This is a genomic window from Rhodococcus sp. KBW08 (assembly GCF_003852455.1).
GTDB lineage: Bacteria > Actinomycetota > Actinomycetes > Mycobacteriales > Mycobacteriaceae > Rhodococcus_F > Rhodococcus_F baikonurensis.
This window is the reverse complement of the sequence record NZ_QAJJ01000009.1, coordinates 476,993-491,605: the sequence shown is the minus strand read 5'-3', so window position 1 is coordinate 491,605 and position 14,613 is coordinate 476,993. Positions and strand designations below refer to the sequence as shown.

Sequence of the window (14,613 nt, the reverse complement as noted above, 5' to 3'; positions counted from 1 at the left end):
TCGGAGTAGCCAATGGATACTTTGGACGTCTCCAGGTGGCAGTTCGGTATCACTACCGTCTACCACTTCATCCTTGTTCCGCTGACCATCGGACTTGCGCCGATGATCGCGATCATGCAGACGATGTGGGTGGTCACCAAAAAGGACCACTGGTATCGGCTCACCAAGTTTTTCGGCAAGCTCTTCCTCATCAACTTCGCACTCGGTGTAGCCACCGGCATCGTGCAGGAGTTCCAGTTCGGTATGAACTGGAGCGAGTACTCGCGATTCGTCGGTGACGTCTTCGGAGCTCCGCTCGCGTTGGAAGGCCTCGTCGCCTTCTTCATGGAGTCCGTCTTCATCGGACTGTGGATCTTCGGTTGGGGCAGGCTGCCCAAACTTGTACACCTGGCGTGTATTTGGCTCGTGGCGATCGGCGTCAATGCGTCGGCGTTCTTCATCATCGCGGCCAACTCGTTCATGCAGCATCCGGTCGGTGCGACGTACAACCCTGAAACGGGCCGTGCCGAGCTCACCAGCATCTGGGAGCTGTTGACCAACAACACCGCTCTTGCTGCCTTCCCGCACGCGGTAGCGGGCGCCTTCCTGACGGCGGCGACGTTTGTTGCCGGCATCAGTGGTTGGTGGATGGTGCGGAACATGCGCCGCGCCAAGCAAGCTGAGGCCGCCGAAGCCGAACGTCTCGAATCCGATGCGCGCACGATGTACCGCCCGGCAACACGATTCGCCTTGCTCGTCATGATCGTGGCCGGAATCGGCATCATCTACACCGGTGACGTCCAAGGCAAGCTCATGTTCCAGCAGCAGCCGATGAAGATGGCGTCGGCAGAATCGCTGTGCGACACCGAGATGGATCCGGACTTCTCGATTCTCACCATCGGTACGCACAACAACTGTGACAGCGTGACGCACGTTCTGAAGGTGCCGTTCGTTCTGCCGTGGTTGGCCGAAGGCAAGTTCACCGGTGTCGAACTGCAAGGTGTGAACCAGCTGCAGGAGCAGGCGGAGCAGGACTTCGGACCGGGCAACTACCGACCGAATCTCTTTGTCACGTACTGGTCCTTCCGCGCAATGATCGGCCTTGCCGCCGGTTCGGCAGCGCTGGCCCTCGCGGGACTGTGGGTCACACGCAAGGGACGGGTCCCGGACCAGAAGTGGTTCGGAATCCTCAGTCTCGTCGCGATTCCCACTCCCTTCATGGCGAACAGCGCCGGCTGGATCTTCACCGAGATGGGCCGTCAGCCCTGGGTGGTGCATCCCAATCCGACCGGCGTCGACATGATCAGACTGACTGTCGACCAAGGTGTTTCGGACCACGCGTCGGCTACCGTCTGGGCCTCGCTGATCACCTTCACTCTCTTGTACGGAGCACTGGGTGTGGTCTGGTTCAAGCTGATCGTGCGGTACGCGAAGGAAGGTCCGCTGGAGCACGACATGCATCCGCCGGGCGATACAGATCATGACGAGCCGGAAGATCCGGACAAGCCCAAACAACTGTCGTTCGCGTACTAGGAGGCGATCATGGGACTTCAAGAAGTATGGTTCGTGCTCGTCGCAGTACTGTTCATCGGTTACTTCGTCCTCGAAGGGTTCGACTTCGGTGTCGGAATGCTCATGCCGATCGTCGGCAGAGGCAGTGACCTCCCGGCAGATACGCGTCGACGCGTGGCGCTCAACACGATCGGCCCGGTGTGGGACGGCAACGAGGTGTGGCTGATCACGGCCGGTGGCGCGATGTTCGCGGCATTCCCGGAGTGGTACGCGACGTTGTTCTCCGGGTTCTATCTACCGTTGCTGATCATCCTGGTGGCCTTGATCGTTCGAATCTGTGCCATCGAATGGCGAAGCAAGATCGACGACGACAAATGGCGTCAGCGCTGCGACTGGGGCATCATCTTCGGCTCCTGGGTCCCGGCAGTTCTCTGGGGCGTGGCTTTCGCGAACATCGTTCGGGGCGTGGCGATCAACGCCGACAAGCAGGTCGAGTCGGGATTCTTCGATCTGCTCAATCCGTACGCACTTCTCGGCGGTCTGACCACCGCGCTGGTGTTCGCCCTCCACGGCGCTGTGTTCCTGGCACTCAAGAGTGCCGACGAGGTTCGTGAAGACGCAGTGAAAATTGCTGCACGACTGGCAATTCCGGCGATCCCGGTCGCCGGTGGATTCGTGCTGTGGACACAACTCGCCTACGGCAAGGGATGGACGTGGATTCTGGTAGCCGCCGCTGCTGCGGCACTGATCGGCGTCGTCTTCCTGACGCGGGCCGAGCGTGAAGGCTGGGCTTTCGTTCTCACCTGTGTGGCAGTCATCGCCACCGTCGTACTGTTGTTCGCCTCGCTGTTCCCGAACGTCATGCCGTCGACGCTCGATCCGGCGTACAGCCTGACCATCGAGAACGCGTCGTCGAGTCCGTACACGCTCAAGGTGATGACGTGGGCCGCGGCATTCATGACGCCGGTGGTGATCATCTACCAGGGATGGACGTACTGGGTGTTCCGACAGCGCATCTCCTCCAAGCAGATTCCGGCGTCGATCGGTCTGCGATTCAAGGAGAAGACGTGGTAGTCACCAACCTTGATTCACAAAAGAATCGGATCACGAAAGAACTGACGGTCGAATTCACGTGACTATCGAAGTAGGCGACGCTCCCACCACTCGGGAGCGTCGCCGGGGGCCGATCGACCCGCGACTGTGGCGCCATTCCGCTTCTGCGCGCGGCTATCTGATCCTGACGGTCGCTCTGTCGATGGTGAACGTCGTGATGGTCATCGTCGCGGCGCTCATGATCGGCCGGGTGCTGGCCGGAGTGATCACCACTCGAACTGTGGATGTTTCTTCGTGGACAACCGAATTGGTTGTTCTGGCCGCAGCTGTGGCGGTCCGAGTTCTGGGGACCTGGCTGCAGACCAGGTATGCACACCGGGCGTCGACTCGCGTCGTTGCCGAGATCAAGAACGGCGTGCTGACGTCGGCGACGGCAATGAGCCCGCGCGATCTGGATCCTCGGCGTGACGAAATCGCGACCGTGGTCACCCGCGGTGTCGACGGCCTCGGTCCGTACCTGACGGGATACCTTCCGGCTCTGGTCCTGTCGGTGACACTGACGCCCATCACCCTGATAGTCATTGCGGTGCAGGACATGACGTCTGCGGTCATCATTTTCGTGACGCTGCCGCTGATTCCGATCTTCATGATTCTGATCGGCTTGCTGACAAAGGGTAAATCGGAGAAGACGCTGGCAGCGATGACCACGTTGTCTTCACAACTGCTCGATCTACTTGCCGGTTTGCCGACGCTGCGAGCGCTCGGTCGTCAGCAAGGTCCTGCCGAGCGGGTACGTGAACTCGGTGACGCCCATCGGCGAACGACGATGTCTGCTCTGCGCGTCGCGTTCCTGTCCTCGATGGTGCTGGAACTGCTCGCTACACTCTGCGTCGCGTTGGTGGCCGTGAGCATCGGCTTGCGACTGGTGTACGGGGACATGTCGCTCGAGCCGGGGATCGTCGCGTTGATCCTCGCGCCCGAGGTGTACCTGCCGCTTCGGATGGTGGGAACCCAGTTCCATGCCGCCGAGGACGGAATGGCAGCAGCAGACAAGGCGTTCGAGGTGATCGAAGCGGATTCTGCTGCGCCGGAGGGCGGTTGGACGACGGTGGTCGCGCGCGGCGCCGACATCGTCTTCGACGGACTCGGCGTGACCTCTCGTGGGGGAGTCGCACCGTCTCAACTTTCCGCCGTGGCGTCGCCAGGGAAGATCACCGTGCTCACCGGGCCCAACGGCTGCGGCAAGTCGACGGCAGTGCACGCGCTACTCGGGTTGATCGAACCGAGCAGTGGGCGTGTGACGGTTGCCGGCGTCGATGTTCGAGAGCTGGACGAGAACGCGTGGTGGAGTCAATTGGCTTGGCTGCCCCAGCATCCGGTCCTCCTACCGGGCACTGTTCGCGAGAATCTCGATCTCACCGGGGTCGTTGATGCACAGGCGTTGACTCGTGCCGCCGCTGCGACGGGATTCGAGGCCGTGCTGGCCGAGCTTCCTGCGGGTGTCGAGACAGTCATCGGTGCCGGCGGCACAGGTCTGTCGCTGGGGCAGCGTCAACGTCTGGCGCTGACACGCGTGCTCGCTTCCGACCGTGCTGTTCTCATCCTGGACGAGCCCACCGCTCACCTCGACTCCGATTCGGAAGGGACAGTGTTGGCTTCTCTGAGAGCACGGGCGGAGCGTGGTGACACCGTCGTCGTGATCGGCCACCGTCCGAGTGTGCTTGCCGCAGCTGACCAGATCGTCGAGGTTCGTGCCCATGAGAAGTGACACTCACGATCCGCTCCTGCGTGCTCTGCAACTACTCGAACTTCGACCACGACGCGTACTGACTGCGGTGGCCGCCGGTGTGGCAACACTCGGCAGTGCCCTCGCCTTGGCCGCGCTGTCCGCGTGGTTGATCACGCGTGCTTGGGAGATGCCTCCCGTTCTCGATCTCAGCGTTGCGGTGGTTGCCGTGCGCGCGTTGGGAATCTCGCGTGGTGTCTTCCGCTACCTCGAGCGATTGACGACGCACGACGTCGCGTTGCGCGGCACCACTGCAGCGCGGTCGAGGATCTACCAGCAGTTGGCAGCGGGAGATCCCGCGGCCGCCGCCGGACTACGACGCGGTGACCTGCTCGCACGTACCGGCGCCGATGTGGACGCGCTGGGCGACGTAGTCGTCAAAGCGCTGATCCCGATCGCTGTTTCGGTTGTCCTCGCGTTCGCTGCGGTGGGCATCTTGTTGTTCATCTCGGTTCCGGCTGCGCTCATTCTGGCTGTTGCGCTGGCCGTGTCCGGGATCGCGGCACCCTGGCTTTCGGCGCGTGCAGCTCGACTCGCCGAGGCCGACAGTTCAGCTGCCGCAGCGCGATTCAGTGAGTCCGCTGTGACGGCGCTCGATCATTCCGCTGAGCTTCGGGTATCAGGTCGCTTGGATCAGGCCGTGAGCGAGGCGGTGTCCGCCGAAAACGAGGTGGTCGACGCAACCGATCGCGCGGCGGTCCCGAGTGCCTTTGCCGCCGCCGCGACACCTCTCGCAATCGGTGTGAGCGTTCTCGGGGCGTTGCTGATCGGAATCACGCTGTACGGAACCACCGACATGTCACCGATGTCCATGGGAATCCTTGTACTGCTTCCCCTGTCGGCATTCGAGGGAACCGCGATCCTGCCCAGCGCGGCGGTGGCATTGACCAAGGCGCGACTGGCGTCGGCTCGCATCATGGCGGTCCTCGATCGAGCAGCCGAGGAACACGTCGAAGGTGATCGTGCGTGGCCCGAGAACGGGGCTCTCAGCGTGCACGCGTTGCAGGCAGGTTGGCCCGGTGGGAAGGTGACCGAACCGCTGTCTGTGGATCTTCCTCGCGGTGCTCGTGTTGCCGTGGTCGGTGAGAGCGGATCGGGAAAGACCACCGCGCTGATGACGATGGCGGGACTGCTACCACCCGTCGCGGGAACGGTTCGCGTCGGCGGAGTGGATGTTTCGGATATCGATCCGGCCGAACTGCGTCGGCACGTCGGATACTTCGCCGAAGACGCACACCTTTTCGAGACGTCGGTACTCGAGAACCTGCGCGTCGCGCGGGGTGACCTCACCGCCGAGGACGCGGAGAAGGCACTTGCCGCCGTTGGTCTCGGAGAGTGGCTGTCGGAACTGCCGGACGGACTCGACACCTACCTGGTCGGCGGTATGCGAGCGGTTTCGGGCGGTGAGCGTCGTCGGTTGCTGTTGGCACGCGCGATCGTCTCGCCCGCGGAGGTATTGCTGCTCGACGAGCCGACCGAGCACATGGACGCGGAGGCCGGCGCTCAGTTGCTCCGCGAGTTGCTCGGTCGCGACGCAACGCTGGTCGATTCTTCGCGAACCGTGGTTGTCGTCACCCACCAACTTCCGGACGGCACAGCAACTGACCAGGTGATATGCGTCGGAAAAGTTTCTGTGGAAAATACGTTGCCGTCGTCGTGAAGTGGGCGTACTTTCTCCTGTACACAAGGAAGGAGGTGGTCTGAAATTGAAGTACAGACGGACGCGTGAGGTGGCTGCCAGCTAGCCGCAATCGCTGATGGAATTCACTTACCGCGTGAGCGGCCGGCGAATCCCAGGCAGCCACCCGACCCCCGAGCCCCCGATCAGTCCGACCGGGACCCGTGCGAAAGCGCGGGTGTGGCTCGGGGGTCGCTTCGTGCTGTGCGCCTTTATTANNTTAATAAAGGCGCACAGCGTGGACAAGGATTGGGTCCCCACCATCCACCGCGCTCGAGGATCGCTCTGACCTCGGCTGCAGTTCGGCACGAGGCTCCTTCCACTTCTTCCCAACCGAAGACCAGCGTGGCATTGCCTGACAGTTCGGATGCGTTTCCTCTCCGACGATCCCGCAGCGCAGTCGCCCGAGATGAGTGGAAGGCGAATCCGTCGAGTCGAACGATCAGTGCGACACCGCAATTGCGGTAGTCGACGTCCTCGTAGAGAGTTCTCCCATCGACGAGGACCGGCGATTGCCGTCGTGCTTCCGGCAGACCGTGTGCTCGCTCGACTTCGATTGCATAGCGATGCTCGAGTACCGACTGGACGCCGCGATCCAGGAGGTCCAATGTCGAGGACAGCGCTTTGACATATCGCCTCGGCCGGCGGTACTCCATTCGGGTGCGTAGTTCCATCCGCGACACCTTGCAGGCCGTGGCGGAGCGGACCAGAGAACGAGCGGCGTCGCGAGCCGACGGCTCTGCAACCGCCAGGTCAATTGCGGTGTCAGCCAGCGAAGTACGAGCAGGCTGAGTGGCAACGCCGATGTGGGCCTGAGCGCGTGAACGATGAACGATCACTCCGGGATGGGCAGTGGACCACCCCAACGGAACGGGGCGCGCCGGGGAGCGTTCGGGTCTGACCGTCGGACTCTGGCAGCGCGAGGATCTGCCGTATCGGACCGTGATGTGGACCGGCAGATCGGACTCGATGTGCGTGAGTCCCCACTCTTCAGCTGCAGTCCGGTGACTCAGATAAGTCTCTCCGCCGCCGAACAGCAGTGCGGCCTCGAGAATCATTGCTCGGTTGAGTGGGCCGTTGGTGCTGGATTGAACGCCGTGGAGGACGGAAGTCCATTGGCCCGATTCGACCAGATGCTGGATTCGCCGCGGCGAATAGCCGAAAGGGCGCAACTGTTTATTGGTCGCGAGTCCGTGTTGGAAGTCGAGAATTCTTCGGAGATCAGGATCGATGTAGTCGCAGTTCATGCGAATACCGTGAGATCCCGGTCCGACAGGAATCGGTCGAAGATGCCGCTCCAGAGCCCACCTGTGGAATTTGTCGGTGGCTGTGGATGGATCTGCTGTGCGCCTTTATTAACCGCCGGGGGTTAATAAAGGCGCACAGCAGAGCTAGCCGATGTAGCGGGTCAGCCGCGCCGAGAGGCGCGGCTCCAGGCCACCGTCAGACATGATGCGCTCTTCGACGTACGCGAGGTCGCCGCCTTCGACGATGCCGTACAGGCGCTTCGCGCCGCCGTACAGTGCACCGGACTGGCTGCGGATCACCACGTCGGTGGCAAGTTCCCACGACGCCTGGGTGAGTGCGCGCCCGTAGTACATTTCGACGACGCCGGAGCTGTGGCTGAGCAGGAGTTCGACGACTTCCTGATTGACGCTGCCGGGGATGCCGTCGCCGCCCATGCGCCAGTAACCGCTCTCGCGCAGATCGGGGCTCACGTAGTTGCCCTCGGCGTCGAGGCGCCAGGACCGGGACTCCCAATTGAGGTAGGGGCCGCCGTCGTGAGAGATGACGATCTGCTGACCGAAGGCGTAGTCGCCGGTCTCGTCGTGCCCTTCACCTTCGCCGCGCCAGACGCCGACGAGGGGGAGCAGTGCGAGGAGTTCGGGATTGATGTCCGGGCCGAGGCGCAGGTTTGCGGTGTCCTCTGGCAACGGAAGGTCCGGCAGGGTCGGGATGTTGAGTGACGCCGTCGACTTGGAACGCTCGACGGCGATGGCGACAGCTTCGTCCCCGCTGCCGCGCCTCACGGCACCTGCAGCGGCGGAATCGTCAGCGGTCGCGTCGGACCCTGAATCCGGAGCCTGACTCACGACTCGTCGGTGACCAAGCGGTACACGACGTACACGGAGAACCAAGCGATCATGACGGATGCGAGTGCGAGGAGTACCTCGAAGAAAATGACCACGGGTACATCTTAGACCGCGGCGACCGACCGGAAAAATCGGGAGCCGGAATGCAGAAGGCCCCGCACCGAAGGGGTGCGGGGCCGCCTGAAAAAGCAGGAATTACTTGCTGACGGTCACGTCCACGTTGTGCACGCCCGAGCCTTCGGGAGTGACGGTGGAGGTGCCGTTGCCCGAGCTGGACAGTGCACGCACGGTCCACTCGCCCGGAGCGGCGAAGAAGCGGAAATCGCCGGTTCCCGATGCCACGACCTCGGCCGTGAACTCTCCGGAGCCGTCGAGCAGGCGCACGAATGCGCCACCGATGGGCTGGCCGTCAGCGGCGAGAACACGGCCGGTGATGACCGTTTCCTTCTCGACGTCGACGCCGGCAGGCAGGGTCTGGCCCTGGGTAGGTGCTCCACACATGATCAGGCTCCCAATTCGATCGGTGCGCCGACGAGTGAGCCGTATTCGACCCAGCTGCCGTCGTAGTTCTTGACGTTGTTCTTGCCGAGGATCTCCTGCAGCACGAACCAGGTGTGGCTCGAGCGCTCGCCGATGCGGCAGTAGGCGATCGTTTCCTTGGTGTCGTCGAAGCCCTTCTCCGCGTACAGCTTGGCGAGGTCGTCGTCCGACTTGAACGTGCCGTCCTCGTTGGCGGTGGTGCTCCACGGGATGTTGATGGCTCCGGGGACGTGGCCGCGCTGCTGCGCCTGCTCCTGCGGAAGGTGCGCGGGAGCGAGGATCTTGCCGGAGAACTCGTCAGGGCTACGAACGTCGACGAGGTTCTTGCTGCCGATGGCGTCGATGACCTCGTCGCGGAATGCGCGGATCGAGAAATCGGGGGTCTCGGCCTTGTACTGCGTGGCTTCGCGGTTGACTGCGTCCTTGGAGAGCGGGCGTCCGTCGAGTTCCCACTTCTTACGGCCGCCGTCGATCAGCTTGATGTCCTGGTGGCCGTACAGCTTGAAGTACCAGTACGCGTACGCGGCGAACCAGTTGTTGTTGCCACCGTAGAGAACAACGGTGTCGTCGTTCGCAATGCCCTTGGCGGAGAGCAGGTCCGAGAACTGCTCCTGGTTCAGGAAGTCACGTCGGACGCCGTCCTGGAGGTCCTTGCGCCAGTCGAGCTTGACTGCACCCTCGATGTGGCCGCCGTCGTATGCGCTGGTGTCCTCGTCCACCTCGACAAAAACGGTCTTTGGGGTGTTGAGGTTCTGCTCAGCCCAGTCAGCGGAGACTAGGACGTCGGAGCGAGCCATGGTGTTCCTTTCGATGTGGTCTTGCGTCGGTCGATATCCAGCAGGGGTTCAGTGGGGTTGTGTGTCAAGCGCTTTCACGCGGTGGTAGCGCGGCCGGTATTTCGCAGCCTGGCGACCAGTGGGTAGATCTGGCAGCCGAGGCAGATGCCGAACGCGGCGTTGAGCAGGGCCGCGAACAGGGCGAAGCCCGTGGCAACGGTGCCGACGATCGTCGACCCGGCCAGGAAACCGACCGTGCCTGCCAATGCGAAGACGAAGCCGACGAACTGAGCGAAGCGAAGTGGCGCTACGGGTTCTCGTTCGCTGACCGGCGAGATTCGCGGGGCGACGAGCTTGCCGAAGATCTGGCCGTACGGGCTGCGCTTGGGGCCGAGTACGGCTCCGACCGCGAAGACGATGGCCTGCAGTGCGAGAAGCACAGTGGCAGCCGGCAGTGAGAAGGTCGAGAGGATGAGCGTGAGTACGAGAACGCCGGTGGTGACCCACGCGGCGAATCGAGGTCCGCGGACGTCGACCTGCTCGAGTTGGGGTGTGGTTGTGGACATCGGGAGTGCTCCTGCGCTGGGTTGCATGATGCTGTGCGTGGACCGAGAAAACGGGACGCAAAAGTCCCACTCGGTGGATTGATCACGAGAGCGAAAGCTCGAAGGTCAGAGAGTTCTGACGGATGTGGTGATCAGCAACAGGTACAGCAACAGCCCCCGAGGCGGCACAGGTCTACTGCGCGGCGTCGGGTGAGCATCAGCTCGTGGCGGGTTTGCACGTCGGCGAGTTTACCCCGAATTCTCGGATTTTGGCTCGTGGGGTCCGGATAGTGGTACGAGCGCAGCTTTCAGATCGCCTGCGGACGGCACTCCGGACACCCGGAACTGTTCCTCGAGGCCACCGTCGAGGATGAAGGTGGTGGGTAGCGACAGGACGCTCATTTCGCGTGCGAGAGCCGGTTCCTTGTCGATGTCGAGTTCGATCTCGACCGGCGGACGGGGAGCGTCGGCCATCGACACCACGACCTGACCGACGACGCGGCGTACTGCCGCGCACGGTCCGCACCAGTCGGCGGAGAAATGCAGTACGACGGGCCCACCGTTCGCCGACACGACTCCAGCCGCGCGGAGCAGTTCGAGGCGACTGTCAGCGGTGCCGGTCGCGGCCGGCGGGGTGACTCGAACCTTTCCGTTGCGCGACTTGAGAATGAGCCCGACAGCGACGACGGCGACAAGCGCGACCAGCAGAATTGTGATCCCGGTCATCGGTTCTGCAGCTCTGCGAGGTCGATCGTCGTGTTCTCGGCGCTGCCTTCGATCACGATTCTTCCGCCTTCCGCGTAGACCAGGCTCGGCTGGATTCCGTAGGGGAGTGCCTGTGGATCGATCGTGTAGCTGAACAATCCGAGGACGACGGGTTCGAGTGCTGCGGGGATCGAGAAATCGGCTTTGCCCTCCGGACCGAAGTACAGGTTGCTGGCGACGATCTTGACCTGCCCACCTTCCAGAACCAGGTTGGCCTGCACGCTCACTGCAGTCTCGATCGGGCCGACGGCAACCGTTCCGGTCAGCACGACAGCGCCCGCGGTGCTCGCACCTGTTCCACCGCTACCGCCGGTGCCATCCGACTTGTTGGCCGGAGGTGAAGATACCTGCAGGTCAGGGATGTTGAGCAGCTTTCCGAGGTCGGTGGCGTTGATTCCCATCCGGCCGTCGAGTTTGTCGACGGGGAGCTGGGTGACGTTGCCGTTCACGATGTCGGAGAAAGGAACGGTGACCCCGCGCAGATCTGCCTCGACGGTCACTTCGCCGACCACGTCGCTCTGGACGCCGGTAGCTCTGACGTAGACGTCCTTGTATTTCCCGCCGAGAGCTTGGGTGAGGAAGGGGAATCCGTTGAAGGTGACCTCCGGGTCCGCCTCGAGTGATGCGCCGGTTCGGAGCTCGCGGGAAACCCGGTACTCGGCGTACGCGGCAGCGCCGAAATCGGCCACCAGTCCGAGGCCGAGGAGGAAGACGATGCCGATGATCAGTTTGCGCACCGCACCATTGTGACCGACTCCGGTCGGGGTTCGATGCGACGGCCCCGGTACCAGGCACGCTAATGTAGTGACCGACCAAAAGCGTCGAACTACTCGAGCGTTGCCCTCGCGGGTTGCGCGGGCTACTAGATAGGAGGCCGTGTGGAACTGCTCCTCCTCACCTCCGACCCCAACCCGGAAGCTGTACTACCGGCGTTGGCGTTGCTGGCGCACTCGGTTCGGCCTGCCCCCACAGAGGTTTCCTCGCTACTCGAGGCAAGTTCCGCGGACGTGGCATTGGTGGATGCGCGCACTGATCTAGCTGCCGCACGCGGGTTGTGTCGATTGCTCGGAAGCACAGGATCCGCAGTACCTGTGGTCGCCGTCCTCACCGAAGGCGGACTCGTTGCCGTCAACGCCGACTGGGGGCTGGACGACATCCTGCTTCCCGGTACCGGTCCGGCTGAGGTGGACGCCCGATTGCGGTTGTTGGTCGCCCGCAGCGGCGGTGTGGCCAGTCCGGAAGCGTCGGGAAAGATCACGCTGGGCGAACTGGTTATCGACGAGGGGACGTACACGGCACGATTGCGTGGACGGCCCCTTGATTTGACTTACAAGGAATTCGAGCTGCTCAAGTACCTCGCGCAGCACGCCGGCCGGGTTTTCACCCGTGCGCAGCTGCTGCAGGAGGTGTGGGGCTACGACTTCTTCGGTGGCACCAGAACGGTCGACGTCCATGTGCGTCGTCTGCGGGCGAAACTCGGCACCGAATACGAGTCCTTGATCGGTACAGTCCGAAATGTCGGATACAAGGCAGTGCGGCCGACCAGGGCCAAGGGCGGCGCAGCGGCTCCCGTTCAGTTCGAGGACGACGAAGACGTCGACTACGACGCGGCCGACGGATCGGTGGTCTGAGATGGGTTGGAGCGATTCGCTGGCGGACGGATCCGCTGAGCAGGTTTCCGCGCTGCTCGATCGCGCGACCGACTTCGACGGCAAGGCGCCGGTGTCGGAGCAGGGGCGCCATGCCGTTGCCGGGCGCGGCGCAGCACGGCATCTTCTCGAACTCGACGGCGATACGGTCGTCGGTTATGCACAGCTGCAAGCCGGTTCGGACGAGCATCCCGACATGGCCGAGTTGGTGGTCGACCCGCAGTCCCGGCGCCGCGGTATCGGAACCAGGCTTGCCGCAGCGGTATTCGACGAGGGGCGTCCGGGCACGCGAGTGTGGGCGCACGGAAACATCGACGCCGCAGTGGAATTCGCCAAGAGTCTCGATCTGGTGAGCGTTCGTGAACTCCTCCAGCTGCGTCGACCGCTCGATGCTCCGCAACTTCCGGAAATCGTTGTGCCCGAAGGCATAACGATGCGGACGTATCGTGGGTCCGAAGACGATTCCGAGATTCTTCGCGTCAACAACGCGGCCTTCTCCTGGCATCCCGAGCAGGGTGGCTGGACCCAGGCGGAGATCGACGAGAGAACGGCCGAAGGTTGGTTCGATCCCGCCGGTCTGTTCCTGGCGTTCGCGGACACCGATCCCGATACCCTTCTCGGCTTTCACTGGACGAAGGTGCACGCACCCGAAGGTGACGATCCGGAGCTGGGGGAGGTGTACGTCGTGGGGATCGATCCTGCTGCACAGGGACGCGGTCTCGGCCGAGTACTGACTCTTGCGGGCATGCATTACCTGCGTGATCGCGGCCTCGGAACCGTCCTTCTGTACGTCGAAGGCGACAACACCGCAGCCCTTCACACGTACGAGCGACTCGGCTTCGATCGGTTCCACGTGGACATGGCTTACGCTCGCGCGCTCTGACGTCACAGTCGAACACGCAGAAATGTCCAGTCTGTTCATTCTCCGTTAACCATGTGTGGTCCAACCGGACACCGCGCCCGCCTACTTTTCTCTGTGGGCAGCGCCGTGTTGCCTGATGCAGATTTCAATCATTCTGCGTCTCATGTCGCCGCCCGATCGTGGGCGTGGCGGTAGCGATTTCCGGAGGATCTTGGTGAATCTCAAGCGCAGTGGTGCCCTGCTCGGTGTAGTGGCCGTGGGCGCCATGACCTTGGCCGCATGTGGCAGCGACAACAACTCGTCGTCGACGGGTGTGGACGCGTCCGCATCGAACGCAACGTGCGAAGGCAAGAGCAACCTCTCTGCCGCTGGTTCCTCGGCACAGAAGAACGCCATGGACCAGTTCGTCGCCACCTACATCTCCGTATGCCAGGAAAAGGGCAAGACGGTCAACGTCGCTTACAACCCCAGCGGTTCGGGCGACGGTCGCACCCAGTTCATCGCCGGCCAGATCGACTTCGCCGGCTCCGACTCGGCCATCAAGGACGAGCAGGCCGACAAGGCCAAGGAGCGTTGCGTCGGCGGCGAAGCCTGGAACCTTCCCCTCGTCTTCGGCCCGATCGCGGTTGCATACAACCTCGACGGCGTCGACAAGCTCGTGCTCAACGCAGAGGTTCTCGCGAAGATCTTCAACGGTGGCATCACCAAGTGGAACGATCCGGCAATCGCCGCGCTCAACTCCGGTGCTTCGCTTCCCGACGAGAAGATCACCACCGTGATCCGCTCCGATTCCTCGGGCACCACCGACAACTTCCAGAAGTACCTCGACGCGGCATCGAACGGTGCTTGGACGTCGGGCGCAGGGTCCGACTTCACCGGTGGCGTCGGTGAGGGCGCCAAGGGTTCGGCGGGCGTTGCACAGGCAGTTGCTACTGCACCGGGTTCGATCACCTACGTCGAGAAGTCGTTCGCCGATCAGAACAAGCTCTCGGTTGCCGAGATCAACACCGGCTCCGAAGCAGTCGCACTGACCAACGACTCGGCCGCCAAGTCGATCGCAGGCGCGAAGTTCAAGTCCGACGCGACCGGCGACCTGACGCTCGACCTCGCGTCGATCTTCAAGACCAACGAATCCGGCGCGTACCCGCTGGTTCTCGCGACGTACTCGATCGTCTGCTCCAAGGGCTACGACGCGGACACCTCCGCAGCAGTGAAGTCGTTCCTGACGAGCGCGGCCAACGAGGGTCAGGCCAACCTGGCCGAGCAGGGTTACGTTCCGCTGCCGGCCAACGTCCAGGATCGCCTCAACGCGTCCATCACGGCAATCAGCTGACCTAGAGACTCGTGCGGACAAGCTCATGGATCTACATTCAGA

At 62.9% G+C, this 14,613-nt stretch carries 15 protein-coding genes; 7 read left to right on the top strand and 8 right to left on the bottom strand.

What is annotated here, in order from left to right; genetic code table 11:
* Window positions 1-12: 12 nt before the first annotated feature.
* Genes DBV08_RS13120 through cydC form a run of 4 tightly spaced genes read left to right on the top strand, consistent with a single transcriptional unit; the run spans window position 13 to window position 5,990 of the window.
* A complete protein-coding gene (locus DBV08_RS13120) occupies window positions 13-1,512 on the top strand; it encodes a cytochrome ubiquinol oxidase subunit I (RefSeq protein WP_042451401.1) in 1,500 nt (499 codons plus the stop codon).
* A 9-nt stretch (window positions 1,513-1,521) separates the two neighbouring features.
* Window positions 1,522-2,565 (top strand): cytochrome d ubiquinol oxidase subunit II, encoded by a 1,044-nt coding sequence (gene cydB / locus DBV08_RS13115; RefSeq protein WP_003939727.1) that lies wholly within the window; start codon window positions 1,522-1,524, stop codon window positions 2,563-2,565.
* Window positions 2,566-2,623: 58 nt separating this feature from the next.
* Window positions 2,624-4,312, top strand: coding sequence for a thiol reductant ABC exporter subunit CydD (gene cydD / locus DBV08_RS13110; RefSeq protein WP_124567688.1), 1,689 nt, complete (start codon window positions 2,624-2,626; stop codon window positions 4,310-4,312).
* Complete coding sequence (cydC, locus tag DBV08_RS13105) at window positions 4,302-5,990, top strand: thiol reductant ABC exporter subunit CydC (RefSeq protein ID WP_124567687.1); 1,689 nt, start codon at window positions 4,302-4,304, stop codon at window positions 5,988-5,990. The genes cydD and cydC overlap by 11 nt, the downstream gene beginning before the upstream one ends.
* A gap of 233 nt (window positions 5,991-6,223) precedes the next feature.
* On the opposite strand, the gene DBV08_RS13100 is transcribed toward cydC, so the two are convergent.
* From DBV08_RS13100 to DBV08_RS13070, 8 genes are all read right to left on the bottom strand, one after another.
* Entirely contained in the window at window positions 6,224-7,255 is a 1,032-nt protein-coding gene (locus DBV08_RS13100) for a type IV toxin-antitoxin system AbiEi family antitoxin domain-containing protein (protein ID WP_124567686.1), read from the bottom strand.
* 144 nt (window positions 7,256-7,399) lie between these two features.
* A complete protein-coding gene (locus DBV08_RS13095; RefSeq protein ID WP_185564620.1) occupies window positions 7,400-8,038 on the bottom strand; it encodes an FABP family protein in 639 nt (212 codons plus the stop codon).
* A gap of 258 nt (window positions 8,039-8,296) precedes the next feature.
* Window positions 8,297-8,602, bottom strand: a complete 306-nt coding sequence (locus tag DBV08_RS13090; protein ID WP_095968677.1) for a DUF1416 domain-containing protein — start codon at window positions 8,600-8,602, stop codon at window positions 8,297-8,299.
* Window positions 8,603-8,604: 2 nt separating this feature from the next.
* Window positions 8,605-9,438 (bottom strand): sulfurtransferase, encoded by an 834-nt coding sequence (locus DBV08_RS13085; protein ID WP_003939859.1) that lies wholly within the window; start codon window positions 9,436-9,438, stop codon window positions 8,605-8,607.
* Between the two features lie 74 nt (window positions 9,439-9,512).
* On the bottom strand, window positions 9,513-9,983 hold the full coding sequence (locus tag DBV08_RS13080; protein ID WP_124567684.1) for a DUF4395 domain-containing protein: 471 nt from the start codon (window positions 9,981-9,983) through the stop codon (window positions 9,513-9,515).
* Between the two features lie 131 nt (window positions 9,984-10,114).
* Window positions 10,115-10,201, bottom strand: a complete 87-nt coding sequence (locus DBV08_RS33265; RefSeq protein ID WP_350318872.1) for a putative leader peptide — start codon at window positions 10,199-10,201, stop codon at window positions 10,115-10,117.
* A gap of 10 nt (window positions 10,202-10,211) precedes the next feature.
* Window positions 10,212-10,688 carry a thioredoxin family protein gene (locus DBV08_RS13075; RefSeq protein WP_124567683.1) on the bottom strand — a complete coding sequence of 159 codons (477 nt, stop codon included), beginning with the start codon at window positions 10,686-10,688 and terminating at the stop codon, window positions 10,212-10,214.
* The gene (locus DBV08_RS13070) at window positions 10,685-11,464 is read right to left on the bottom strand and encodes an LmeA family phospholipid-binding protein (RefSeq protein ID WP_095968679.1); all 780 of its coding nucleotides are present in this window, start codon (window positions 11,462-11,464) and stop codon (window positions 10,685-10,687) included. The genes DBV08_RS13075 and DBV08_RS13070 overlap by 4 nt, the downstream gene beginning before the upstream one ends.
* Window positions 11,465-11,605: 141 nt before the next feature.
* Between DBV08_RS13070 and DBV08_RS13065 the strand changes: the two genes are divergently transcribed.
* The 3 genes from DBV08_RS13065 (at window position 11,606) to pstS (ending at window position 14,571) form a co-directional block, all read left to right on the top strand.
* Window positions 11,606-12,358: a response regulator transcription factor gene (locus DBV08_RS13065; protein WP_003939728.1), complete on the top strand. Its 753-nt coding sequence runs from the start codon at window positions 11,606-11,608 to the stop codon at window positions 12,356-12,358.
* 1 nt (window position 12,359) lies between these two features.
* The gene (mshD, locus tag DBV08_RS13060; protein ID WP_124567682.1) at window positions 12,360-13,259 is read left to right on the top strand and encodes a mycothiol synthase; all 900 of its coding nucleotides are present in this window, start codon (window positions 12,360-12,362) and stop codon (window positions 13,257-13,259) included.
* Window positions 13,260-13,452: 193 nt separating this feature from the next.
* Entirely contained in the window at window positions 13,453-14,571 is a 1,119-nt protein-coding gene (gene pstS, locus DBV08_RS13055) for a phosphate ABC transporter substrate-binding protein PstS (protein ID WP_095968875.1), read from the top strand.
* Window positions 14,572-14,613 lie beyond the last annotated feature (42 nt).

Coding starts and splice junctions, on each gene's coding strand:
- DBV08_RS13120 (WP_042451401.1), top strand. CDS start 13: ATGGATACTTTGGACGTCTCCAGGTGGCAGTTCGGTATCACTACCGTC.
- cydB (WP_003939727.1), top strand. CDS start 1,522: ATGGGACTTCAAGAAGTATGGTTCGTGCTCGTCGCAGTACTGTTCATC.
- cydC (WP_124567687.1), top strand. CDS start 4,302: ATGAGAAGTGACACTCACGATCCGCTCCTGCGTGCTCTGCAACTACTC.
- DBV08_RS13090 (WP_095968677.1), bottom strand. CDS start 8,602: ATGTGTGGAGCACCTACCCAGGGCCAGACCCTGCCTGCCGGCGTCGAC.
- DBV08_RS13085 (WP_003939859.1), bottom strand. CDS start 9,438: ATGGCTCGCTCCGACGTCCTAGTCTCCGCTGACTGGGCTGAGCAGAAC.
- DBV08_RS13080 (WP_124567684.1), bottom strand. CDS start 9,983: ATGTCCACAACCACACCCCAACTCGAGCAGGTCGACGTCCGCGGACCT.
- DBV08_RS13075 (WP_124567683.1), bottom strand. CDS start 10,688: ATGACCGGGATCACAATTCTGCTGGTCGCGCTTGTCGCCGTCGTCGCT.
- mshD (WP_124567682.1), top strand. CDS start 12,360: ATGGGTTGGAGCGATTCGCTGGCGGACGGATCCGCTGAGCAGGTTTCC.